Genomic DNA, 23,372 nt, shown 5'->3' on the forward strand with positions numbered 1-23,372 from the left:
ATTTTAGCTATAGATGAAGTACCAGGTTGGAGACGATATTATAGTTGTTCACAGCAATGACGAAGGAAAAGTAATTGAAATAGTGAATGACAAAATGGTGATAATTGAGGTAAAGGGAGTGAAATTTCCTGCCTACATGGATCAGATAGATTTTCCTTATTTCAAACGTTTTACTCAAAATAAGTTAGTCGCAGATAAACCAAAACCCAAGGTATATGTAGACCAGGTCGCCAAGGAAAAACGAAGAGATGAAGTTAAGGTAGCTGATGGTATTTGGTTAACTTTATTTCCGAAATTTGAAACTGACGTTTTTGGTGACGACGTCGTGGACAGGTTTAAAGTGTACTTAATAAACCGCACAGATTTGGCTTATGAGTTTACATATAAACTTAATTTTTTTGGCCGTACAGATTTTGAAATTACCAGTGACCTTGCATCGTTTAAGGATTTTTACCTGCATGATGTCGCATTTGAAAACCTGAATGATAGTCCTTCTTTCGATTTTGAATTCAGGTTGCTGCAACCCGATAAACATAAGGCAGACTTTTGCGAAGCTCATTTTAAGATAAAGCCTAAACAAATGTTTCAAAAGATAGAGGAACTGAAGGAAAAAAACCTTCCTTCTATTAATCACCGGTTAATAGAGAAGTATCCTGACAAGCCTTATGAAGACGATTTATTGGATTTATCGAAACTAACATCTGCAGGGTATAAAGTGTACGATGCAGGCAAAGCAAGGCAACACCTGGAGCCGGCGAGAAGTATAGTTGATCTTCATATTGAAAAGATTACCGACAATTGGAAGGGGCTTAGCAATTTTGAAATAATAAACCTTCAACTAAAAGAATTTGAAAAATGGTATTATTTAGCAGTCGCTCACCGCTTACCAGATTTTGTCGTTATACATGGAATAGGTAAAGGCAGGTTAAAAGAAGAAATACACGAAATTCTTAAAACTAAAAAAGAAGTAAAATATTTTATAAATCAATACGATCCTCGTTTTGGTTATGGGGCTACGGAAATATTTTTTCAATATTAGCCAGCAATGTAAATTGGGTAAATTTTAAACAGCATGAGGACCGGGCGACTAAATTCGCTTTCCGTAAAATTGTAAAGCCTCAAAGCAAACTTACTACTACCAACCGTGCTATCGCCTTTGTAAACAAGGGAGGAAAGTCTGGACAGCATAGGGCAATCTACCGGTGAATAGCCGGCTACTCTAAAAGGAGTAAGAGACAGTGCCACAGAAAATAACTACCCCGGCAATGACGGGGAAAAGGTGAAAATGTGGGGTAAGAGCCTACAGTGCCGTTAAGTGATTACCGGTGCGGGTAAACCTTAGATGCTGAAATGCCATGTATAGGATTGGTTGAGAACGGCTCGTTCAAGTTCCTTTCGGGGATACCATCCAGGGTAGGCAGAAACAGGTGTTCAGTAATGACCATCGCAGATAAATGATAGCCTCGAACAGAATCCGGCTTATGAGTTGGTAGTTTTTTTATTCCTGCCGTTTGTATAAACCGGCAGGATTTTTTATCTTACTTTTTCCTTTCTTTTAATAATTATGTTTGTTTTTCCTATCGGTATTCGGTGTTTTTGTCTCTTTTCGAAGTGCAACTAACTACAGTTGTAAAAAACAATAGTACAAAGAAATAGCTGTTCATTCATGACTAAAAGGAACAAAAAAGCTCCAGTACAAGGGTACTGGAGTTTTTTTGTTTCATAATTTACTTTGCTTCCTTTTCATTTACATCTTCTGAAAATTGCATTTTCACTTTTTTTCACCCAAAAACATTTCATATCTTTTGAGAATGTCTTCACTTTGTTCTTTGCCGTTAATGATTAATTTACCATTTATAAGTTCAATAGATACATTTTTTGCTGATGTCACGCCATCTATTTTTAGAGCAGCTAACAATGCATCTGAGTTTTTGGTACTATTATTTTCTGAGATATTTACGGCTTTAGCCAATTCTGCATTTGCAGAAATATTTATTGTTTTTTCTTTAATAATACTTGTATGGTTGCGGACGTTATCTTTTGTATGATAAACGTTTGCAAGGGTAGGAGCTATTACCAACGATACTATAGACATCAATTTAATAAGAATGTTCATAGATGGGCCCGAAGTATCTTTAAAAGGATCACCGACTGTGTCACCGGTGACAGAAGCTTTATGAGGCTCTGATTTCTTATAGTACATTGTACCGTTGATATCAACACCTTTTTCAAAACTTTTTTTGGCATTATCCCATGCTCCACCTGCATTGTTTTGAAATATTCCCATAAGAACACCACTTACTGTTGCACCGGCAAGAAAACCACCTAAGGCCTCAGGACCAAAAGCAAAACCAATAATCAAGGGAGAAACTATTGCAATACCTCCTGGCAACATCATCTTCTTTATAGATGCCTCAGTAGATATAGCCACACATTTGTCGTATTCCGGCTTGCCGGTTCCTTCCATTATACCCGGTATTGTTCTGAATTGCCGGCGTACTTCTTCAACCATTGCCATAGCGGCTTCACCTACAGCCCTTATAGCCAACGATGAAAATAAGAACGGAATCATTCCCCCTACAAATAAACATGCTAATACATCTGCTTTGTAAATATCAATTCCCCTGATACCTGCAATACCCACAAATGCAGCAAACAAAGCCAACGCTGTTAATGCAGCAGAAGCAATGGCAAAACCTTTACCAGTGGCAGCTGTGGTATTACCTACCGCATCAAGTATATCTGTCTTTTCACGTACTTCTTTGGGTAATTCACTCATTTCTGCAATGCCTCCTGCATTATCGGCAATAGGTCCGAAAGCGTCGATCGCCAGCTGCATGGCAGTGGTTGCCATCATACCGGCTGCAGCAATAGCAACCCCGTATAAACCGGCAAAATGGTAACTTCCAAAAATACCTGCAGCTAAAACAAGTATCGGTAAAAAAGTACTTTCCATACCCACAGCCAGACCACCTATTACGTTAGTGGCATGACCTGTTCCCGACTGCCGGATAATACTTTTTACAGGGCCTTTATGCATTGCGGTATAATATTCAGTAATAATACTCATTAAAGTTCCCACTACCAATCCTACGACAATTGATCCCATCACCCCATATTTTGTAAAATGCGCGATGCTTTGTAGTTCTTCGCCTGTTGGCCTGATATCTCTACTTAGATACATATCACCTTCAGGCAATATCCAGTTAACCAAAAAATAAGAAGCAATGGCTGTTAAAACAATTGACCCCCAGTTACCCATGTTTAAAGCTTTTTGCACAACCGCAGTATGTAAACCAGCTTTATCAGAAATACGAACAAAAAAAGTTGCTAAAATGGAAAACAAGATTCCCACACCAGCTATAAGCATTGGTAATAAAATAGGTGAAAAACCAGAATATCCATCTGCAAGAGCTTCTCCGGTATTGGTAGTCACTTCGTGACCGAGAACAATAGTTGCCAACACTGTAGCAACATAAGATCCGAAAAGGTCAGCTCCCATACCGGCAACATCACCTACATTATCCCCTACGTTATCAGCAATAGTGGCAGGATTTCGTGGATCATCTTCAGGAATTCCAGCTTCTACTTTACCTACAAGATCTGCGCCCACATCGGCGGCCTTGGTATAAATACCTCCGCCCACACGTGCAAACAATGCAATACTTTCTGCTCCTAAAGAAAAGCCCGTTAAAACTTCAATAGCACGTGTTACATCAGTTGATGTAGACAAAGCACCGGGAGCAAAAATTTTAATAAGTATAATAAACAATCCCCCTAAACCTAAAACTGCAAGTCCCGCGACGCCCATTCCCATTACTGCACCTCCTGTAAAAGAAACATTTAAGGCTTTTGAGAGAGAAGTACGAGCCGCCTGCGCGGTGCGAACATTTGCTTTTGTAGCAATACGCATACCTATATAGCCCGCCATTACACTAAAGAAGGCACCAAGAATGAAAGCTATTGCTATAGACCAATGAGAATCAGGATTTCTGCTTCCCATGAAGCCAAGAAGTATAGCAACTATAATTCCGAAATAAGCAAGGATTTTATACTCAGCTCTTAAAAATGCCATTGCACCTTCCTGGATATAATGGGCAATTTCTTTCATTCTGGGAGTGCCAGGATCTTGTTTTGAAACCCAGTTAAACTTAATAAATGTGTAGAGAAGTCCGATAATGCCCATGGCAGGGACGGCGTAGATCAATTTGTCCATATCAATCGTTTCTTTTGTTTTTAGAAGGTTTCAAAAATAGTATAAAACAGCTATATTAACACTTTATTAATACAATCATTATTTTTTTCAGAGTTTTATAAAAAAAGGTATTTATAGTGAAGAACTTACAGTAAGAAAAGCGTTACCTAAATTGTCAATAATATCTCCGGCAATCATTGCTTCCTGCGATATGGTTTTTACTGCAATATCCGCTGCGAGGCCATGAAGAAACATTCCCATGAGGCAAGTTTCTTTTGAAGAATAGCGCTGGGCAAGTAAACCTGTAAGAATGCCTGTAAGAACATCGCCACTTCCCCCAGTCGCCATTCCTGGATTGCCAGTACCATTAAAATAAACTTCACCATCAGGACAAGCAAGTACACTATTATGTCCTTTTAATATTATGTATATAAAAAACTTTTGAGCATGAGATCGGGCAACCTGTATTTTTTCCAACTGGTCTTTCGTCTTGCCAAATAGTCTTTCAAATTCCTTGGGATGAGGGCTAAGAATACTGCCTGGCGGCAACTCGCCCAGTAATTCCTGGTTTACGGAAAGAATATTTAAAGCATCTGCATCTATTACTAATGCATTATTAAAATGCGATAACACATTCTGAAAAAGTGCGCCTCCTTCCTTTTTTGTTCCAATACCCGGGCCTATACCTATGGTTGTATATTTAGTCCATTCAAGTGTTTCTATATCCGTATGTGCCATAGCCATTGCTTCCGGCACGGCTGTTTGAATAATAGTAAAGTGTTCTTCAGGTATCATTGCGCTCACCAGTCCGGCACCTGCTCGCAAGCATGCCTTTGAGCACATTACAGCAGCGCCCATTTTGCCTTTTTCTCCTGCAATAATCAGCGCATGTCCGTAAGTGCCTTTATGAGAAAATTTCTTTCTTGGCCTGTAAATTTTTTTTATTAATTCTAATTCTACAAGATTATAAACTGAATTAATTGTTGTTAAATAATCAGGATGTAAACCAATATCTAAAACATGTACGTCTCCAAAAAAGGGCTCGTTTTCAGGAAAGAGGAAGCATAGTTTTACAGTTTGAAAAGTAAGTGTAAAATCTGCTTTAATTACAGCGCCTGTACTGGTCGCCTTATCGCAAAACATACCGCTTGGCAGATCAATGGCAATAACGGTTGCAGCGGAAGTATTTATATGTTGAACCAAAGTTGCTGCTAATCCCTCAAGCGGGCGATTTAAACCTGAGCCAAATAAGGCATCTATGACCAGGTCATTCGGACTAATTTCAGGAAAAAAATCAGGATTCTGAACAAAGTGAATCCTGGCAGGCGAGGAGTGAAGGCGATGCAGATTTGCCCGGAAATCATCAGTTCCTAATGAACCTGTTTCCATTATATACACATCACAAAGAATATTTTCAGCTGAAAGTTGACGCGCAATTGCCAGACCATCGCCTCCATTATTTCCTTTTCCGCAAAAGATTTTTACCGGTTTGCTCATATATCTTTCTTCTATCCATGCAGTACATTTTGCGGCTGCTCTTTCCATTAAATCCAGAGAACTGACTGGTTCATTTAATATCGTAAACTCATCCCATTTATGTATTTGTTCTGCAGATAATATTTTCATATGTCATTAACCTTGATCAAATATACTACCCATGCTTTTTTAATATAGAAGAAATATTTAGATTAGTACTTTATTTCTCTGAGATATAATTATAATTGAAAAAACACAAAGAGGATTAATTATACTTAAGTAGGCACTACCGATTTTCTTTGGTAACATTTTAAATTTATTTTCATACTTTTTGCTTAAGAAAAAATATCATTATCTCAAACTTGTAAACTGAATTATATGAGCCAAACAGGACAATCTGCTAAGTCAATTATACAGCAACTTACAGAACTACTTACGGGAGGCAATGCGCATGTCACCCTCGAAGATGCTACTAATATGTCTTTTGAAAACGTTAGCAAAAAGCCTGACAATCTTCCTTATAGTATCTGGCAGCTTGTAGAACATATTCGCATTTCCCAATGGGATATACTTGAGTTTTCAAGAGATCCTAAATACCAGTCTCCGGAATGGCCTACAGGTTATTGGCCGAAGGAAGAGGCGCCTGCAGATGAAAAGGAATGGAAAAATACATTGGAGCAAATAAAAAAGGATCGCGAGGAGTTTGTTGAATTATTAAATGCACCGGGAGCGGATTTGTACACTCCGTTTCCTCATGGTAGCGGACAAAATCTTTTGCGTGAAGCACTGCTGATTGCCGACCATACCAGTTATCACCTGGGGCAAATTATCATCGTAAGAAGATTATTAAACGATTGGAAATAACACTTGATTAAATATTTATGCGTTGTCAAGCCTATCAATTTTTTAATATTTTGCCTGGCTGTTAGTAACTTTGTGTAAAGGAAAAATCATTATGGGAGTTTGGAGACAAATAGCAGAATATTTATACATAAAAAAACGAGATCCTAATGACACCCGCACGCAATGGATGAAATACATGCATGGCATGAACCGCATCTCTATTTTGGTTTTTTTAATTGCGCTTATTATTATGATTATCAGGTTAGTATTGATACCTCTTTTTAAATAATCCGAATTACTATTAAACTTTCCTGAGCAGATTTCTTCAATATTTATTTATTGGTCAACTCTTTCATAATTATTGCCACTGGTGTAAGCAGTACTAAAAAGCTTTAATCTTTTTTATTTTATTATAAATAGCCCCAGGATACCAATTACATACAAGAGTATGACAATAAATGAATCCATACCCATTTTAAAAATCTGTTTTTTGCTTCGGAAAACAATTCCACAAACGTAAACAGTTGTGAGTAGCATTGCCAAAGCTGTTAAATACACATCTGTTTTTTGAGCTTTTGGTAACACTGCCTTGCCGGTAATTAATGTTGCCACGAAAAAAAGTACCGGAAGAAAAGCGTTTCCTCCTAAAATGTCACTGATCGCCATTTCATAATCCTGTATTTTTAAAGCTGCAAGCCCGGTAGAGATTTCGGGCAAAGAAGTTATAGCCGCAAGAATCGTTGCTCCAAATATTACTCCCTGCATTCCAATATGTTTTGCAATAGCATCGCTGCTCAGTTCTGCTGCAAAGCCGGCAACTAATGTTACCATAGCGCAAGCAAGAAAAATAATGATATTCTTTTTAATGTTTTTTTTATCATTCGATTGATTGCCGTTCCTATTGCCATTAGACTTTTCGTCCTTACCAGGTGGTAACGTCGAGGACCTGGCTTTAGAAGTCCATGGCAAGTCGGTTTTGGCTTTATTGATAAGATAGATGCCAATTATCCAAAAAGCAAGAATAAACACATCCGCAGGAGAAATGCGTAAAAAAATGAAAGAATCCGGTAACTCATGACCCATTACGGCCATAGACAACACTGCAATTACCAAAATACCTTCCAAAACCGGCACTAAAGAATTGACCGAATTGGTCAGCGCCACCTTTTTCCCCAATCCCCAAAAATCTAAAACTGCAATAACCACAGTTTGAATGGCTATACCTCCCAAAATATTTCCTACAGCTATGCCGATATTATTAGTAAGAGCAGAACTTACAACAATTGCAACCTCAGGAAGGTTTGTAACAATTGCCAGGAGGATCATACCGCCAAGTGCTTCACCTAATTTAAAATGTTTTAAAAGTAGGTCAGTGGTTTTTGACACCTGTATGCCAGCAAACCAAATAGTAATGCCTGCAGCAGCAAAAACCGCTAGTAATAATGGAAAGGGAAGAAAAGAAATATCCATAAAATCTAATTCTCAAAATATCAGACCAAAACCAGTAAATGATGTTTACCTAATGAAGTCTCTCTTTCTTTTACTATCTGCTTTTTGCAACTTATAACAAGAATAATTTATTATACATTTCTTAAAACCATTCAAATAAAGTTAAAAAGTTCTCACCCTTTTTCCACAAAATTGCTATAATCTGTGTTTTTAAATTTTGTGTTTAGTTCAATTAATATGCATTTACCGGTCAAAACAGTAGGTTTGCCATAAAAAATATTTACAGAATGGTGGCGGCGAAAGTGGAATGCAAGGTTGCAATGTTGTTATCTCCTAACGAGTTGAGTAACAAATTTAGAATACTCGAGTCTATCAATATAGAGAAATCAGCTTTAAATATTAATTATAAGGTAAGCAGCTTAAATGCTAAAGAACTTTCTAAACATTATTCTAATCTTCCTGCATTTGCTCATGAATTATTTCTTCAGTTTAGTCCTGATGCTGTTGTTGCAATTCACCAAAAAATAAGGCAGCCTTTTGCAAAACAAAAAGTAGAAAAAGAAGGTGAGGCGCTAGTCAAAAAATCGATGCTGAGGCATTTTTATCAATTGTTTGAAAAGCTAAAGCCGTTTAGCAGCATCGTAAAATGGTATCATAAGATACCTGTCGGTAGTGGAAAAAGCTATAAAACTTCGCCCTGTATTTTTAGCGCCTACAAAACACAATTAACTTTTGAAGTACAAAAAACAAATAATTATTTGTTTTTGATGACCAATGTTTTACTAAATGGTACGGTGTATAGTTTGAATGAATTTAATCGCTACCATTTCCTTCTTGAAAGCAACAATGAATATTTCTTACTTTCTTATAAAGATTACCAGACTTTAGAATGGTTATCTGAATATAATCGCGGGCAATACAAAAGTGATGCTGAAGGATTTGCAAGAAATCTTTTGGCAAGGCTTGAGGCAGATTACGAAGTAGACCGAAATGATTGTTTTATTAAAAAAGAAATTAAAACTGTACCGGTAAACAGGGTAATGCTGAATGAACTGAACAACGCTTTTGTAATGCTGACTCCTCAGTGGATTTACGACGGATTTGTAGTGGAAGGTCCATGGAAAGAAATTCATGAAATAAAAGCAGATGGAGAGGTAATTACAATAATGAGGGACAAAGAAGTGGAAGAGAAGTTTCAGAAAATGCTCGTATCACTTCATCCAAATTTTTCGAACCAACGAAACGGCTATTACTATGTGTCGTTTGCTGATGCACAAAAAAAGCAATGGTTTTTAAAGACATATCATCAATTACTGGAAGCCGGAATTGAACTTGTGGGAATGGATCTGTTGAATCACTTCAGGTATTCTCAACACAAGGTGCAGACAACAATCGATATAATAAATGAAGCAAATGGAAAGGTTTTAATGAAAATGGCGGTGTTTTTCGGAAAGGAAGAAATCCGCCTGGCTGAACTTCAAAAGATGTTATTAGCGGGCCAGAGAGCTGTCATGCTAAAAGATACCAGCCTCGGCATTTTGCACGATGAGTGGTTGCAGCAGTATGCGGCGATTATAAAACACGGGAAAATCAACAAAGATGAAATTGAGGTGGCCAAATCAATGGCGCTTCTGGAGCAGCAATACAATAAAGAGAAAGAAGTTTTAAGGCCCTTAATAAAAGAGCAATGGTGGCAAAAATGGCAGCAATGGCAAAATGGAGACGAAAAGATTTATACCGTTCCCGATACTGTAAAAGCAACCCTTCGATCTTACCAGCAAAAAGGATTTGAGTGGCTCACTCTTCTTGCCGAGGCAGGTGCAGGAGCTTGTCTCGCAGATGATATGGGTCTGGGAAAAACGTTGCAAACAATTTGTTTCCTCGCTCATTATGTTCATAATAATCCAGCTTCAGTAAACATAATTGTTTGTCCTTCTTCTCTGATATACAACTGGCAGCAGGAATTACAAAAGTTTACTCCCGGCATTTCTTCGACCGTATATCATGGTAGCAACCGCAATATTGATGACATACAAAACATTAATTGCCAGATTCTCATAACCAGTTATGGAACGATAAGAGCCGACGCAGGCATCTTATTAAATAGGGAATACGGAGTAGCTGTAATTGATGAAAGTCATAATATCAAAAATCCCTCGGCACAGATTACTACTGTATTAAACATGCTGCAGGCAAGTATAAGAATAGCCCTTAGCGGTACCCCTGTGGTAAATAATACTTTTGATTTGTACGCTCAACTCAATTTTGCAATACCCGGTATGTTTGGCACACGGGAATTTTTTAAACGTGAGTACGCAGATGCGATAGACCGTAACCATGATGAAGACAAAATTAAATCGTTGCAAAGGTTAACAGCACCTTTTATTCTTCGCCGCACCAAAGAGCAGGTGGCTAAAGATCTTCCGGAAAAAACTGAAATGATACTTTGGTGCAACATGAACAACGAACAGAAGAACCTGTACAATGAAATAAAGGACCAGGTACGCAGCAACATTTTTCTCGATATAAAAAACAATGGTTTAAGCAAAAGTAAGTTTGCAGTTTTACAGGGTATGCTAAAACTGAGGCAGGTTTGTAACTCTCCTTTATTATTACCACAGGATGAGCGTCAGTCTTGTAATGTTTCTGTAAAAACAGAAGTGTTGTTGGGCGAATTGTCTAATATTTTGAAACATCATAAAGCGTTGGTATTTTCTCAATTTAGTACAATGCTCGATCTGCTGGCAAATGAGTGCGACAAGCAGGGAATAAAATATTATCATTTCGATGGGCAGACCCCACCTTCTAAACGTGTAGAAATGGTAAATGCCTTTCAGGATAAAGATGACTCTACCAATCTTTTTCTCATAAGCCTTAAAGCCGGCAATACCGGGCTTACACTTACGGCAGCAGATTATGTTTTTCTATTTGATCCGTGGTGGAATACTGCAGTGGAGCAACAGGCAATAGATAGAACCCACAGAATCGGGCAGACAAAAAATGTTTTTGCTTACAAAATCATTTGTAAAGACACTATTGAGGAAAAAATAATTCAGCTTCAACAGAAAAAGAAAAAATTAGCAGAGGATCTAATTGGTGAAGATGATGGCTTTATCAAAACACTGAGCGAAGAAGATATAGGCTACTTATTTAGTTAATAACCGGGGAAGTATTGAAATAAATGAATAATAATAAAAAAGTCCCTGTTTCTGCTTCAACAGAGACCATTTTACTAATTGTGATGGTCTTTTTTAAGTTTGTCTTTTTTGGTTTCCTTTTTATTATTTGTTAAATCATCACCCTTAGAGTCCTGTTCTTCATTTTTTCTACTGTCAAGGTTGTCCCGTTCATCGGGCCTTTTTCCAGTCTCAGAATTATGCGGATTTGTTCTCGCATTATTTGCCGGGTTATTATTAGCGTGTCCCATAAACAATAAATTTTAAATAAATATTAAAAAATTGTACCAATTTATACACTAGCACCTTTTAAAAAACAACTCCAATTAGATATTGCAAACGCACCGTTCGGAGTTATTTTTGCTTTTTAGGTCTAAAGTTAAAAATTATTGAAAGAAAAGAATCATTTTGATTTCATCATTTTTGCGACTATTCAACTTTTGTTGCGTCGCACACTTGTACACAATAACATTATTCATCAGCCTAAAGCCAGGTCGATTAGTGATTGGCTTATACAGTTTTAAAAGTTTTATAAACAAATGTTACACATAGTTTTTGAAGACGCGAATATTGAAGCATTAAGAAAAAGTTTTGAATTAGATTCATCTTTGCAGGGAGAAATGATATCTATACAAGATGATTACGCTGTCGGTCCGTTACTAAATATTTACTCGGAAGAAGGAATTGAAAACCGCCGTCAATGGTGGAGAGACGTTTTGAAAGACGGGCATTATGATGGAATTGTTGATGACGGTCACGTAGATGACAATAAAAAAGTAGCACAACTTAAAGCAAAGCTTTCTGAAGATCCTGAAGAGCTGATATGGATTTGGGCTGCACAAAACAAACATGATGTGTCTGGCTATTACTGGTTGATGAGCCAGTTGAAAGATTTTCAGGGACGAATTTTTATTTTGTACCTCAATAATCTTCCTTTCATAAATGAAAAGGGAAATATTTTTTACCCTACAAGCTTGTTTCAAATTCAACCAAAAGAGTTTGTAAAGGCTAAAAAACTTGCAAGGCCGATTACGCTAAGCGAGTTCGAGATTGACCCTGATGAATGGGCGAAAATATGCAGGGAAGGGAAAGGAGTACGACTACTGGAAGGTGGAAAAAAGCTGATACAAAAAGGATACAATTATTATGACAATGAATTACTGAATTTTATAGGAAAAGACTGGCAAAAGGTTTCGAAACTTTTTCAGCAGTACTTTGGAAAGGTAAAAGATACAACCGGCGATGCATTTCTGCTATGGAGAATAAGACTTATGATAGAGGGTGGAAAAGTGGAAATGCAGGGCAATATGCAAAATATGAAGGAATTTGAGGTACGCCTGGCCGGAGTTGCAAATGTTGAAGCCGAAGTGGCGGAAGCGCAAACAGCGTAAATGTTATTTTTGAATATTTATAAGAATAAATGAAAATTACCAGAATACATCATATTGCCATTCTCACCGATCGATATGAAGAAAGCAAAAAGTTTTATACTGAGATACTTGGTTTTAGTATTATAAACGAAACATACAGAAAGGAAAGAGACAGCTATAAACTCGATTTGGCTATAAATGGCGCGTATTGTATCGAACTTTTTTCATTTCCCGAATACAAAGAAAGAAATAGCTTTCCGGAATCAAAAGGTTTACGACATTTGGCTTTTTCGGTAGATAATGTAGAGGAATGGATTGAATTTTTGCGAAGCAAAAATGTTGATGTTCAAAATGTAAGAATTGACGAAATAACCCTTAAAAAGTTTACTTTTTTTTATGATCCAAATGGCCAGCCGTTGGAGTTGTATGAAGGGTAAGATTGAATAAATAGAATGAATACAGAAACAGCAAACGAACTTACAAACAACACAAGCGGGGTAACAGGACAGTATAAAAACTGGTTCCTCGATTATGCCTCGTATGTAATTCTTGAAAGAGCAGTTCCTGCCATTGAAGATGGGTTAAAGCCGGTGCAGCGACGAATCCTGCATGCCATGAAGGAAATGGATGATGGCAGGTTTAATAAGGTAGCCAATATCATCGGTCAAAGTATGCAGTACCATCCGCATGGCGATGCATCTATTGGCGATGCCTTGGTAAACATGGGGCAAAAGGAACTACTGATAGAGACGCAGGGAAACTGGGGCGATGTGAGAACCGGCGATGCGGCGGCAGCGCCTCGTTATATCGAAGCAAGGCTAAGCAAATTTGCTCTTGATGTTGCTTTTAATAATAAAACGACGGAATGGCAACTCAGTTATGATGGCAGAAAAAATGAACCTGTCACATTGCCAATGAAGTTTCCGATGTTGCTTGCACAGGGAGCTGATGGAATTGCAGTAGGTCTTTCCACGAAAATTTTACCTCACAATTTCTGCGAATTAATAGATGCTTCTATAAAATATCTCCGCGGTAAAAGTTTTACCATTTATCCGGATTTTCAAACGGGAGGAATGATTGATGTCGCAAATTATAACGATGGAAAAAGAGGCGGTAAAGTAAGGGTAAGAGCAAAAATAGAAGAACAGGATAAAAAAACATTGATAATTAAGGACGTACCCTATGGGGTTACTGTATCTACATTATGCGACAGTATAGTAAAAGCGAATGACCAGGGAAAAATAAAAATTAAAAAAGTTACCGACGCTACTGCTGCAGCTGTAGAAATTATAATAGATCTTGCGCCCGGTATTTCTCCCGATATTACTATTGATGCGTTATACGCCTTTACCGATTGCGAGGTAAGCATATCTCCCAATGCCTGCGTTATTATCGATCAGAAGCCGCACTTTGTGACGGTTAATGATCTGCTAAGTATTTCTGCAGATAACACTAAAAATCTTTTGCAGAAAGAACTCGAGATTAAGCTTGGCGAGTTGCAGGAAAAATGGCATTACACTTCACTCGAAAAAATATTCTTTGAAGAAAAGATATACAAGGAACTGGAGAAAAAGCACGACACATGGGAAAAGGTGTTGACAGCTATCGAAAAAGCGTTTGTGCCTTTTACAAGGCATATGAAGAGAAACGTGACACGTGAAGACGTATTAAAGCTAACGGAAAAACCTGTTCGCCGTATTTACCGGTTAGATATAGATCAACTAAATGAACAGATAAAGGGTATTGAGGATGAAATGGAACAGGTTCAATATAACCTTGACCATCTCACCGACTACGCGGTATCTTACTACGAAGGACTGCTTAAAAAATATGGAAGCGGCAGAGAGCGCAAAACCGAAATAAAACAATTTGATGTAATTACTGCAAGGTCAGTCGCAATTGCCAATACTAAAGTTTACATGAATCGTTCTGAAGGTTTCGTAGGTTTAAGTCTGAAGAAAGACGAACTTATAGCGGAATGTAGCGAACTGGATGATATAATCGTTTTTACCAAGGCTGGCAAAATGAAAGTGGTACGAGTGGCAGATAAAGTTTTTGTAGGCAAGGACATTATTCATGCAGCCGTATTTGTAAAAAATGATGAGCGGACGACTTATAATGTAATATATGTAGATGGAGCAAGTGGCGTTAGCTACGCAAAACGTTTTAATGTAACAGGTATTACTCGCGACAAAGAATATGACTTGACGAAAGGTTCGGAAAAAAGCCGGATACACTATTTTTCAGCAAACCTTAATGGAGAAGCTGAGATAGTGAAAATTATTTTAAGTCCTAACAGTACTGCCAAGAAAAAGGAACTCGATTTTAGTTTTGAGGAATTGGACATAAAGGGACGGGGCAGTATGGGTAACCAAGTGACCAAGCACCCGATTAAAACAGTTAAGTTTAAAGAAGCAGGAAGAAGCACATTAACGGGAAGAAAGCTTTGGTTTGACAGTAAATTTGGACGGCTAAATAATGAAGAAAAAGGAGAATACCTGGGAACTTTTGAAGAGGAAAAACTTTTGGTTATTTATGATGACGGCAACTATGAGATTACAGACACGGAATTAACCCAGAGATTTGAACCTGAAAAAATGTTGCTCATTGAAAAATTTGATCCTGAAAAAGTGATTACTGCCATTTATCTTGATGCCGAAAAAGAACAATATAATATCAAAAGGTTTAGAATAGAAACGAGTTCGGTCAAAACCAAATTTTTATTTATAAAAGAAGGTAAAGGAAACCGTTTGGAAGCCGTAACTACTGATGAAGATCCGGTATTAATATTACATACTGAAAAAGGGAAGCAAGTGGCAACTCAAAAAATACAGATCGGTGGTTTTGTAGAAGTAATGGGTTGGAAAGCTATTGGGAATAAATTGGTGGGCTATGATAAAGATGTAGAAATGGAATGGGAGACAAAAGCCGCTGAAGATGATAAGCAGGCAAAACTATTCTAGTTTGAAGTACAATATGTAAGCAAAAAAGGCAAGGAATTAAAACTTTCCTTGCCTTTTCTATAATCCTTTGAAACAGAAATAATAACTTATTACCTTTTTCCTTTTATTTCCTTAATATAACCATTGTAGCTAATTTGCTGCCTGTTGTTACTTATTACCTGCAAACTTCCATAGCCGCTTTCTGTAACCGTAAGAAGCATCTGTCTTACATCTTTTGCATCTTTAGGCGAAATTTCAATATCCCAGCCATCTTTTTTTCTTTCTTTTACAGTGTAATCAAAATTGGTAGAGGTGAAATGAAATCCTCCTTCGGACGGGTCTATAGGAGCTACATAAGCGCGACCAAAATAAGGCAAATCTGAAACAAGGGTATCACCAGAAACCGTTAAGTCAAATGAAGAAGTTGGATTTATGGCCCTTCCACGCAGTGGTAAAACGGTTTGCACCACAAAAACATATTTTTTGGAATTAACTAAATTTCGAACTTCTGTATATTTCTCTTGTTTTTTATCTTCCTTGTTTTGCTGCGCGAAACTTATCGTACAGCAACTCAAAATAAGTAAAGCTGTTATGAAAGCTTTATGATATAATTTAAATTTCATTTTTATTTGTTTGCAGACAATGTTTCAAAGCATATACCATACTGCGATCATATAACGGGTTTTAATAAACAAATAAGTTAAAGTAAGAGATGAGAAATGAATATTTGTTGTTGATAAAATACTGCGTTTAAAAATATTTGTTAACAATAGCCGTTTAAACTGTTACAATAAGGTTAGCTCAAGTAGTAGTTATAATGTGCGACTCCCAATTTTGTTATATTTGCATGCATAGTTGACACATGGCTAATACTATAAAAAAGAAAGGAAAACCTGCTCCAAATCCAAATAAATTATCGCCGGATAAGCAGGAGGAAGTGACTGTGAAGGAAATTGTGAAAGATGAACGCACGTACAAGATCGCTGGTACGGTAAGTCTTCTTATATCATTGTTTTTATTTGTCGCATTTGCGTCATATATATTTACCTGGCAAGATGACCAGGACAAAGTACACCAGTTCCACTTTTTTTCGGATAGTGCAGAGGGCGTAAATAATTTGCTTGGTTTTTTAGGTGCTTACATTGCAAATCGATTTATTTTCAAAGGTTTTGGCCTTGCTTCATTTCTTTTTTGTAGCTTTTTTTTCGTGCTCGGTCTTAACCTCTTGTTTGGACGTAAGGTCTTTTCTTTAAGGAGGAATGTTAAGTACGTCCTCACAGGCTTACTCGTACTCAGCGTTGCATTGTCCTTTATTTTTCGCGGCGCTCAATTTAGTTACGGCGGTGCTTTTGGAGATTTAATCACCGATTCACTCGTTAAATGGATTGGGGTGGTAGGTACTGCCGCGTTACTGCTTGTAACAGCTTTTAGTTATTTTATATGGAAGTTCAATCCAACATTCACTTTACCAAAACAAAACAGTTTTCCTTCGCCTCAATCTTTAGCAGAAAAGAAAGAAAATGTAAATCAAGTTATAACTGATGCTGAGGAACCATTGAAAAAAACGTCTGAAAGTGATGATGAGGCAAAGTTATACATCGACAAAGACGTTGCTGTATCAAGTAATAAACTTAAAAAAGAAGGTAAAGGAATTGTTGTTCTAATGCCTGAAGATAACGCTGATGAATATCCATTGCACGATCTAAGACTTGTAGAAAAGGAAGGAGAAAAACCGGCAGATGAAGATACTGCTGATACTGTAGAACAAAATAATGAACCTGCTGATCCTTTTAGATTAGAAATTAAAGAAGTAAAACAGGAAAGTCCTTTCGAAGCTGATGCAAGCCCGGGTGATCAAGAAATTCCGCTTCCTGTAATTAACGACATAGACGAAGAAACCATTGACGATTTGGATTTGGAAATAAAAGATATACCAGACCCGGATGAAGAAGATGAAGTCGAATCTATACCCGCAATTTCAAAAGTTAAGCTAGACCCTTATGAACCTACTCTTGATTTAAGAGACTATAAGAGTCCTTCTTTAGATTTATTGGAAACGCACGGCAGCGAAAAAATTGTACACGACCCGACGGAGTTGGAGAGCAATAAAAACCAGATTATAGCTACTCTTAAAAATTATGATATTTCTATTCAGCGCATAGCCGCTACAGTTGGTCCTACAGTTACTTTGTACGAGATCGTTCCTGCTCCGGGAGTTCGTATCAGCCGTATCAAAAACCTTGAAGATGATATTGCCTTAAGCCTTGCTGCCTTAGGTATACGCATTATCGCCCCGATACCTGGCAAAGGTACTATAGGTATAGAGGTTCCCAACGTTCGCAAAACAGTTGTCAGCATGAAAACTTTGCTAGCTTCTGAGAAGTTTCAAAACAATACCTATTCTTTACCGATCGCAATTGGTAAAAAAATAGATAATGAAAATTTTATTGTTGATCTTGCTACGATGCCTCACCTTCTTATGGCAGGGGCTACAGGCCAGGGTAAATCTGTAGGATTAAATGCAATATTGGTAAGCCTTTTATATAAAAAACATCCATCACAGTTAAAACTGGTTCTGGTAGATCCTAAAAAGGTGGAATTAAGCATTTATCGCTCTATTGAAAAACACTTTTTAGCCCGTCTTCCGGGAGAGGAAGAAAGTATTATTACTGATACAAAAAAGGTAGTTCATACGTTAAATGCGCTCTGTATCGAGATGGACAACCGGTATGATTTGTTGAAAGAAGCCGGTTGCCGCAATATAAAAGAGTACAACGAAAAGTTTATTGCACGCAGGTTAAATCCTGAAAAGGGTCATCAATTTCTTCCGTTTATTGTATTGGTGGTAGATGAATTCGCGGATTTAATTATGACTGCCGGCAAAGAGGTTGAAATGCCGATAGCTCGTTTGGCCCAGCTTGCCCGCGCCGTGGGTATACATCTTATTATTGCTACGCAACGTCCTTCGGTAAATATTATCACTGGTACCATCAAAGCTAACTTCCCTGCGAGGATTGCGTTTAAAGTTTCCAGCAAAATTGATAGTCGTACTATTTTAGATGCTGGTGGTGCAGAGCAATTAATTGGTAAGGGCGATATGCTTATAAGCTACAATGGTGAAATAACCCGTCTGCAATGTGCCTTTGTAGATACCCCCGAAGTAGATAGCATTACAGATTTTATAGGAGATCAGCGTGGCTATCCACAGGCATTTCTATTGCCGGAATATGTTGACGAAAAAGAGCTCGAAAGTAAAGACTTTGACAGCAGCAGTCGCGACCCTTTGTTTGAAGATGCTGCACGTCTTGTTGTAGGCAGCCAAATAGGAAGCACATCATTAATTCAACGTAGAATGAAACTTGGATATAACCGCGCAGGACGTCTTATGGACCAGTTGGAAGCTGCAGGTATTGTTGGTCCTAACCAGGGAAGCAAGGCAAGAGACGTGCAGGTACGAACAGAAATGGAGCTTGAAGAAATTTTATCTGCTTATTAACCTTTTTAGCTTATAAAACATTTACTTTCTTTTTTGATGCATGAGTGAGCGCATTTCGTCTAATAATATATCTTTTTTCAACTTTGCTTTAGCAGCAATTAATATTCGTTTTAAACTAAAAAAGAACCAAAACCGGATGTAGTTATACGATTTAACAAGAGTCTATGAAACATTCGGATTGAATTTTGCTTAGCAATAACTGTATGTTTTTTTGTAAGAATAATATTTGAAATACCAATACCTATTCTTTTAACAAAAGACCATTAAACAACGAAATAAGCAAAATGTCTTAAAGACTAATTCTTAATTTACTAATTAACTTAAAATGAAAAAAGTATACTATTTATTTATAATAGCCCTAAGCCTCGTTGCCGGTTCGGCTAAGTCTCAGACTGACGCCGGGGCGAAAAAAATTTTAGATGAAGTAACCGCGAAGTTAAAAACTTACAAAGGAATTAATGCCGGATTTACTTTAATCTCAAAATCTCGTACAGGGCAGATTAATAATAATGTAAATGGAAAGATATTTATTAAAGGAAATAAATATTACATAAAAGAAGGCACTACGGAAATTTTTAGTGACGGTAACAAAACATGGAACTACAATGGAAATGATGAAGTAACTGTAACGGCAGCAGATGCCGACGACCAGGCTTTTACTCCACAGAAATTGCTAACAGATTTTTATGATAAGGACTTTTCTTACAAGCTTGTATCTTCTGCCGGAAACTATAATCAAATTCAACTGGTTCCGGTTGATAAGCGTAAAAACTTTCAGAAGATCAATGTATTTGTCGATAAATCCAAAGGGATGATTACAAAGGCAAAGGTGATTGATAAAAGCAGCAACACAATTGATTTCAATTTAAAAAACATCAATACAAGGGCCGACATTGCTGATGATACTTTTGTTTTTGATCAGAAGAAATACAATAAAAATATAGAAGTAATAGAATAAAAATAATTTTATAAAAGCTTTAAAAAACCGTCTGCAACAGCACGACGGTTTTTTAATGTCCCAATCTTGTATCTTGCAGTTTGTCAAAAAAAGTGTATGAAACAACTTCCCGTAAAAAAGGACATTTTTATAAAAAACCGCGAAAGGTTTGTAAAAGAAATGGAGCCTTCGAGCATTGCCATTTTCAACAGTAATGATGAAATGCCTTCGAATGGTGACGCCTTATACCCGTTTGTTCAAAACAGCGATTTGTTTTGGCTTACAGGTATAGAACAGGAAGAGACAATGCTTATTTTGTTTCCCGATAATCCGGATGAAAAGTACAGGGAAGTGCTGGTACTGCTTCGTCCTAACGAAATGAAAGAAAAATGGGATGGAAAAAGATTAAGAGAAAACGAAGCAACCGCGCTTTCAGGTATAGAAACTATAGTATGGCTAGACAGTATTGACGCTTTATTACAACCATGCGTACATCTTGCAGATAATGTATATTTAAATTCTAATGAAAACGACAGGAAAAGTTCTTTGATCGAAACGCGGGATTATCGATATGCAAAAGAATTTATACAAAGGTACCCTCTGCATACGTATAAACGGGCTGCAAAAATTTTAAAGAATTTACGTGCAATTAAAACTCCTGAAGAAATCGAGGTATTACAAAAAGCTATAAATATTACGGAAAGAACTTTCAGAAGATTGTTATCATTCATTCGTGCTGGAGTAATGGAGTACGAAATTGAGGCAGAAATAATGCATGAATTTTTACGTAATGGCAGTCCGGGACAAGCTTATGGCAGCATTATAGCAAGCGGAGACAGAGCGAGAACTTTGCATTACATTTTTAACAACCAGGAGTGTAAAGATGGAGAATTGGTATTAATGGATTTTGGTGCTAAGTTTGGGGGGTACAATGCAGATTTAACTCGTACCGTACCTGTTAACGGAAAATTTACACAAAGACAAAAGGAAGTATACAATGCGTGTTTACATTTACACAATTTCTGCAAAGGCTTACTGAAACCAGGTATTTCAATTGTAGATTATACGGAAAAAGTTGGTGATGAAGCCACAAAGCAATTTATAGAAATTGGTCTATTGAATGAATCTGAAATAAAAAACGAGGACAAGCAAAACAAGGCTTATAGAAAGTATTTATATCATGGAATTTCACACCATCTAGGGGTAGATGTACATGATTTGGGAACACGTGTAGAACCCATAAAAGCCGGAATGGTTTTTACCGTAGAACCGGGAATTTATATAGAAGAAGAACAAATGGGAGTGAGGATAGAAAATAATGTTTGGATAACAGAAAATGGCAATATAGATTTAATGAAAAATATTCCCATTACCGTTGAAGAGATTGAAGAACTTATGAAAAAGTAGAACATCTCTTACATCTTAAATAATAAATAATCAACAGAAAGTGGTGGTATAGTTAGTAGTCTATGGTTAAAATATGAAACAGTTACCAAATATATTTACGCTTCTTAACCTTTTTTTTGGTTGTATAGCTATCGTTTATATTCTTCAAAATGACCTTGTCTCTCTAAGCAACCAGGAGGGTGAGTTAATGCTGATGCTGCCTGAGAAAATTTATTGGGCTTCCGTATGTATTGGTATTGCTGCTGTCATTGACTTTTTGGACGGCCTTTTAGCCAGGCTATTAAATGTGCATTCTGAGATGGGAAAAGAACTTGATAGTCTTGCAGATCTCGTAAGTTTCGGTGTTGCCCCCGCAATGATCGTTTTCCAGTTTTTGCGTTTGTCTTACGCTCAACAGGAGAATGGTTTGGATATTTCTGCTCTTTGGCTGCTTCCTGCTTTTATTATTCCCTGTGCGGGAGCATACAGGTTGGCAAGGTTTAATTTAGACAAAGAACAATCATATGGGTTTAAAGGTGTGCCCATACCAGCGGCAGGCTTGCTTATTGCTTCTTTTCCATTAATTTACTGGTACTCCTCTTTGCCGGTAGCCGTTAGCATTTTATTAAACTCCTGGTTTTGGTATGCTTTAATTGCAGTGGTTGCTTATCTAATGGTTTCAAAAGTGCCTATGATGGCTCTTAAGTTTAAAGAGCTTAATATAAAAAATGATCTTCCTAAATTTATTTTGGTTATTGTTGCCGTAGTTGCTGGAATACTTTTACAATGGTTAGCAGTGCCGGTGGTATTTGTTACTTATGTTATACTATCGCTTGCAATGCCAGCTTATGCTAAAGGTGATAAGGGAAAAATAGCAAAACAGGTTGTCTGACACATTTTTCTCATTCTCTATAAAAAATAATAGTTTTTTGTAAAGAGGATCTATGCTAATGCAGTACTGCTTTTCCAAATTGACCAAAGAATAAAATGCCTGACAAATAATAAAATCAATTGCAGGTTCTGTCTTCATCTTTTACCTTTGCCACCTCAAATTAAAACTCATGACTTATAACGTTCAGATAAAAGTGATGCCTCTTAAAGATTTACTTGACCCACAGGGAAAAGCTGTTTTGGGTGGATTACTAAACCTTGGTTTAAAAGGAGTTGAAGAAGTAAGAATCGGTAAACACATAACGCTGCAAATTGAAGCAGAAAGTGAAGAAGCTGCAAAACAGTTAGCTGACCAGGCAAGTAAAAAGCTGCTTGCTAACCCTGTAATGGAGTTTTATGAAATTGAGATGATTAATTAAGAACCAGGTAAATCAAAAGTTTATTTCTTAATTGATTAAAAAGTTTTTTGATTTAAAAATTGAGAAAACTTATTTTCAAAATCTTCAAGTAAACAAATTCTCACATTAACCCTAATGCTTTACATTGTTCCAACACCTTTAGGAAACTTAAAAGATATTACACTTCGATCTTTAGAAGTTTTAAAAAGTGTTGATGTTATTTTGGCTGAAGACACCCGAACATCTTCAAAACTTTTACAGCATTACGGCATATCAAAACCAATATCTCCCTATCATCAGCACAACGAACATAAAATTGTACAGCACATTACTGATCAGTTATTGTCGGGAAAAACATTTGCTTTAATAACTGATGCGGGCACGCCCGGCATATCTGATCCTGCTTTTTTATTAGTAAGAGAGTGTGCTAAGCACGACATCAAAGTAGAAACGCTTCCAGGCGCCACGGCTTTTGTTCCTGCGTTGGTCAACAGCGGTCTGCCAATTACTCGTTTTACTTTCGAGGGATTTCTGCCATTAAAAAAAGGCAGGCAAACCTTGCTAAAAAAACTTGCGGGGGAAGAAAGAACAATGGTATTTTATGAAAGTCCCATGAGACTGGTAAAGACACTTGAAGAGTTTATTGAGTATTTTGGAGCCGAAAGACAATGTTGTGTTAGCAGGGAGTTAACAAAGATGTTTGAAGAAAATAAACGTGGTAGTTTGCATGAAGTTTGCAATTATTTCCGTGAAAAAAATGTCAAGGGTGAAATAGTAATTGTTGTGCAGGGAACTTCCTAATTTTAAAAAAAT

Annotated in this window: 18 protein-coding genes and 1 other RNA gene; 14 read left to right on the forward strand and 5 right to left on the reverse strand. The window is 37.1% G+C overall.

The features are described 5' to 3' along the window. Positions 1-13: 13 nt before the first annotated feature. Together B154_RS0105010 and rnpB are read left to right on the forward strand one after the other, a co-directional pair. Positions 14-1,039, forward strand: a complete 1,026-nt coding sequence (locus B154_RS0105010) for a Smr/MutS family protein (protein WP_018612232.1) — start codon at positions 14-16, stop codon at positions 1,037-1,039. Between the two features lie 95 nt (positions 1,040-1,134). Further along, positions 1,135-1,498, forward strand: an RNA gene (gene rnpB, locus B154_RS30560) — RNase P RNA component class A. 273 nt (positions 1,499-1,771) lie between these two features. Here the strand turns inward: rnpB and B154_RS0105015 are convergent. Both B154_RS0105015 and B154_RS0105020 read right to left on the reverse strand, forming a co-directional pair. Then, positions 1,772-4,216, reverse strand: a complete 2,445-nt coding sequence (locus B154_RS0105015; RefSeq protein ID WP_018612233.1) for a sodium-translocating pyrophosphatase — start codon at positions 4,214-4,216, stop codon at positions 1,772-1,774. Positions 4,217-4,327: 111 nt separating this feature from the next. Then, entirely contained in the window at positions 4,328-5,821 is a 1,494-nt protein-coding gene (locus tag B154_RS0105020; RefSeq protein ID WP_018612234.1) for a bifunctional ADP-dependent NAD(P)H-hydrate dehydratase/NAD(P)H-hydrate epimerase, read from the reverse strand. A 228-nt stretch (positions 5,822-6,049) separates the two neighbouring features. Here B154_RS0105020 and B154_RS0105025 point away from each other — a divergent pair, with 228 nt between their 5' ends. Both B154_RS0105025 and B154_RS32720 read left to right on the forward strand, forming a co-directional pair. Then, entirely contained in the window at positions 6,050-6,535 is a 486-nt protein-coding gene (locus B154_RS0105025) for a DinB family protein (protein WP_018612235.1), read from the forward strand. 91 nt (positions 6,536-6,626) lie between these two features. Continuing rightward, positions 6,627-6,803: a DUF6728 family protein gene (locus B154_RS32720; RefSeq protein ID WP_018612236.1), complete on the forward strand. Its 177-nt coding sequence runs from the start codon at positions 6,627-6,629 to the stop codon at positions 6,801-6,803. A gap of 113 nt (positions 6,804-6,916) precedes the next feature. On the opposite strand, the gene B154_RS0105035 is transcribed toward B154_RS32720, so the two are convergent. Next, on the reverse strand, positions 6,917-7,984 hold the full coding sequence (locus B154_RS0105035) for a sodium:calcium antiporter (protein WP_018612237.1): 1,068 nt from the start codon (positions 7,982-7,984) through the stop codon (positions 6,917-6,919). A gap of 266 nt (positions 7,985-8,250) precedes the next feature. Here B154_RS0105035 and B154_RS0105040 point away from each other — a divergent pair, with 266 nt between their 5' ends. Then, on the forward strand, positions 8,251-11,121 hold the full coding sequence (locus B154_RS0105040) for a DEAD/DEAH box helicase (protein ID WP_018612238.1): 2,871 nt from the start codon (positions 8,251-8,253) through the stop codon (positions 11,119-11,121). Positions 11,122-11,195: 74 nt separating this feature from the next. On the opposite strand, the gene B154_RS0105045 is transcribed toward B154_RS0105040, so the two are convergent. Beyond that, positions 11,196-11,390 carry a hypothetical protein gene (locus B154_RS0105045; protein ID WP_018612239.1) on the reverse strand — a complete coding sequence of 65 codons (195 nt, stop codon included), beginning with the start codon at positions 11,388-11,390 and terminating at the stop codon, positions 11,196-11,198. A 288-nt stretch (positions 11,391-11,678) separates the two neighbouring features. Here B154_RS0105045 and B154_RS0105050 point away from each other — a divergent pair, with 288 nt between their 5' ends. Genes B154_RS0105050 through B154_RS0105060 form a run of 3 tightly spaced genes read left to right on the forward strand, consistent with a single transcriptional unit; the run spans position 11,679 to position 15,472 of the window. After that, positions 11,679-12,530: a DUF1835 domain-containing protein gene (locus B154_RS0105050; protein WP_018612241.1), complete on the forward strand. Its 852-nt coding sequence runs from the start codon at positions 11,679-11,681 to the stop codon at positions 12,528-12,530. A 29-nt stretch (positions 12,531-12,559) separates the two neighbouring features. Then, positions 12,560-12,946 (forward strand): SMU1112c/YaeR family gloxylase I-like metalloprotein, encoded by a 387-nt coding sequence (gene gloA2 / locus B154_RS0105055; protein ID WP_018612242.1) that lies wholly within the window; start codon positions 12,560-12,562, stop codon positions 12,944-12,946. Positions 12,947-12,961: 15 nt separating this feature from the next. Next, positions 12,962-15,472 (forward strand): DNA gyrase/topoisomerase IV subunit A, encoded by a 2,511-nt coding sequence (locus B154_RS0105060; RefSeq protein ID WP_018612244.1) that lies wholly within the window; start codon positions 12,962-12,964, stop codon positions 15,470-15,472. Between the two features lie 89 nt (positions 15,473-15,561). On the opposite strand, the gene B154_RS0105065 is transcribed toward B154_RS0105060, so the two are convergent. Continuing rightward, positions 15,562-16,074 (reverse strand): DUF4251 domain-containing protein, encoded by a 513-nt coding sequence (locus B154_RS0105065; protein WP_018612245.1) that lies wholly within the window; start codon positions 16,072-16,074, stop codon positions 15,562-15,564. 239 nt (positions 16,075-16,313) lie between these two features. On the opposite strand from B154_RS0105065, the gene B154_RS0105070 reads away from it, so the two are divergent. The 6 genes from B154_RS0105070 (at position 16,314) to rsmI (ending at position 23,360) form a co-directional block, all read left to right on the forward strand. Next, a complete protein-coding gene (locus tag B154_RS0105070; protein WP_018612246.1) occupies positions 16,314-18,947 on the forward strand; it encodes a DNA translocase FtsK in 2,634 nt (877 codons plus the stop codon). Between the two features lie 325 nt (positions 18,948-19,272). Continuing rightward, positions 19,273-19,905, forward strand: coding sequence for an outer membrane lipoprotein periplasmic chaperone LolA1 (lolA1, locus tag B154_RS0105075; RefSeq protein ID WP_018612248.1), 633 nt, complete (start codon positions 19,273-19,275; stop codon positions 19,903-19,905). Positions 19,906-20,001: 96 nt separating this feature from the next. Then, complete coding sequence (locus B154_RS0105080) at positions 20,002-21,291, forward strand: aminopeptidase P family protein (protein ID WP_018612249.1); 1,290 nt, start codon at positions 20,002-20,004, stop codon at positions 21,289-21,291. 73 nt (positions 21,292-21,364) lie between these two features. Then, complete coding sequence (locus B154_RS0105085; RefSeq protein WP_018612251.1) at positions 21,365-22,162, forward strand: CDP-alcohol phosphatidyltransferase family protein; 798 nt, start codon at positions 21,365-21,367, stop codon at positions 22,160-22,162. Positions 22,163-22,331: 169 nt separating this feature from the next. Continuing rightward, on the forward strand, positions 22,332-22,580 hold the full coding sequence (purS, locus tag B154_RS0105090) for a phosphoribosylformylglycinamidine synthase subunit PurS (protein WP_018612253.1): 249 nt from the start codon (positions 22,332-22,334) through the stop codon (positions 22,578-22,580). A 114-nt stretch (positions 22,581-22,694) separates the two neighbouring features. Further along, positions 22,695-23,360, forward strand: coding sequence for a 16S rRNA (cytidine(1402)-2'-O)-methyltransferase (rsmI, locus tag B154_RS0105095; protein ID WP_018612255.1), 666 nt, complete (start codon positions 22,695-22,697; stop codon positions 23,358-23,360). Positions 23,361-23,372 lie beyond the last annotated feature (12 nt).

Origin of the sequence: Segetibacter koreensis DSM 18137 (genome assembly GCF_000374045.1) — a bacterium.
In the GTDB taxonomy this organism is placed as follows: Bacteria; Bacteroidota; Bacteroidia; order Chitinophagales; family Chitinophagaceae; genus Segetibacter; species Segetibacter koreensis.

Excerpts from the sequence above, each read along its gene's own strand:
- B154_RS0105025 (WP_018612235.1), top strand. The coding sequence starts at position 6,050 with ATGAGCCAAACAGGACAATCTGCTAAGTCAATTATACAGCAACTTACA.
- B154_RS0105050 (WP_018612241.1), top strand. The coding sequence starts at position 11,679 with ATGTTACACATAGTTTTTGAAGACGCGAATATTGAAGCATTAAGAAAA.
- B154_RS0105020 (WP_018612234.1), bottom strand. The coding sequence starts at position 5,821 with ATGAAAATATTATCTGCAGAACAAATACATAAATGGGATGAGTTTACG.
- B154_RS0105060 (WP_018612244.1), top strand. The coding sequence starts at position 12,962 with ATGAATACAGAAACAGCAAACGAACTTACAAACAACACAAGCGGGGTA.
- gloA2 (WP_018612242.1), top strand. The coding sequence starts at position 12,560 with ATGAAAATTACCAGAATACATCATATTGCCATTCTCACCGATCGATAT.
- B154_RS0105035 (WP_018612237.1), bottom strand. The coding sequence starts at position 7,984 with ATGGATATTTCTTTTCTTCCCTTTCCATTATTACTAGCGGTTTTTGCT.
- B154_RS0105015 (WP_018612233.1), bottom strand. The coding sequence starts at position 4,216 with ATGGACAAATTGATCTACGCCGTCCCTGCCATGGGCATTATCGGACTT.
- B154_RS32720 (WP_018612236.1), top strand. The coding sequence starts at position 6,627 with ATGGGAGTTTGGAGACAAATAGCAGAATATTTATACATAAAAAAACGA.
- B154_RS0105045 (WP_018612239.1), bottom strand. The coding sequence starts at position 11,390 with ATGGGACACGCTAATAATAACCCGGCAAATAATGCGAGAACAAATCCG.
- B154_RS0105010 (WP_018612232.1), top strand. The coding sequence starts at position 14 with ATGAAGTACCAGGTTGGAGACGATATTATAGTTGTTCACAGCAATGAC.
- B154_RS0105065 (WP_018612245.1), bottom strand. The coding sequence starts at position 16,074 with ATGAAATTTAAATTATATCATAAAGCTTTCATAACAGCTTTACTTATT.
- purS (WP_018612253.1), top strand. The coding sequence starts at position 22,332 with ATGACTTATAACGTTCAGATAAAAGTGATGCCTCTTAAAGATTTACTT.
- lolA1 (WP_018612248.1), top strand. The coding sequence starts at position 19,273 with ATGAAAAAAGTATACTATTTATTTATAATAGCCCTAAGCCTCGTTGCC.
- rsmI (WP_018612255.1), top strand. The coding sequence starts at position 22,695 with ATGCTTTACATTGTTCCAACACCTTTAGGAAACTTAAAAGATATTACA.
- B154_RS0105080 (WP_018612249.1), top strand. The coding sequence starts at position 20,002 with ATGAAACAACTTCCCGTAAAAAAGGACATTTTTATAAAAAACCGCGAA.
- B154_RS0105040 (WP_018612238.1), top strand. The coding sequence starts at position 8,251 with ATGGTGGCGGCGAAAGTGGAATGCAAGGTTGCAATGTTGTTATCTCCT.
- B154_RS0105085 (WP_018612251.1), top strand. The coding sequence starts at position 21,365 with ATGAAACAGTTACCAAATATATTTACGCTTCTTAACCTTTTTTTTGGT.
- B154_RS0105070 (WP_018612246.1), top strand. The coding sequence starts at position 16,314 with ATGGCTAATACTATAAAAAAGAAAGGAAAACCTGCTCCAAATCCAAAT.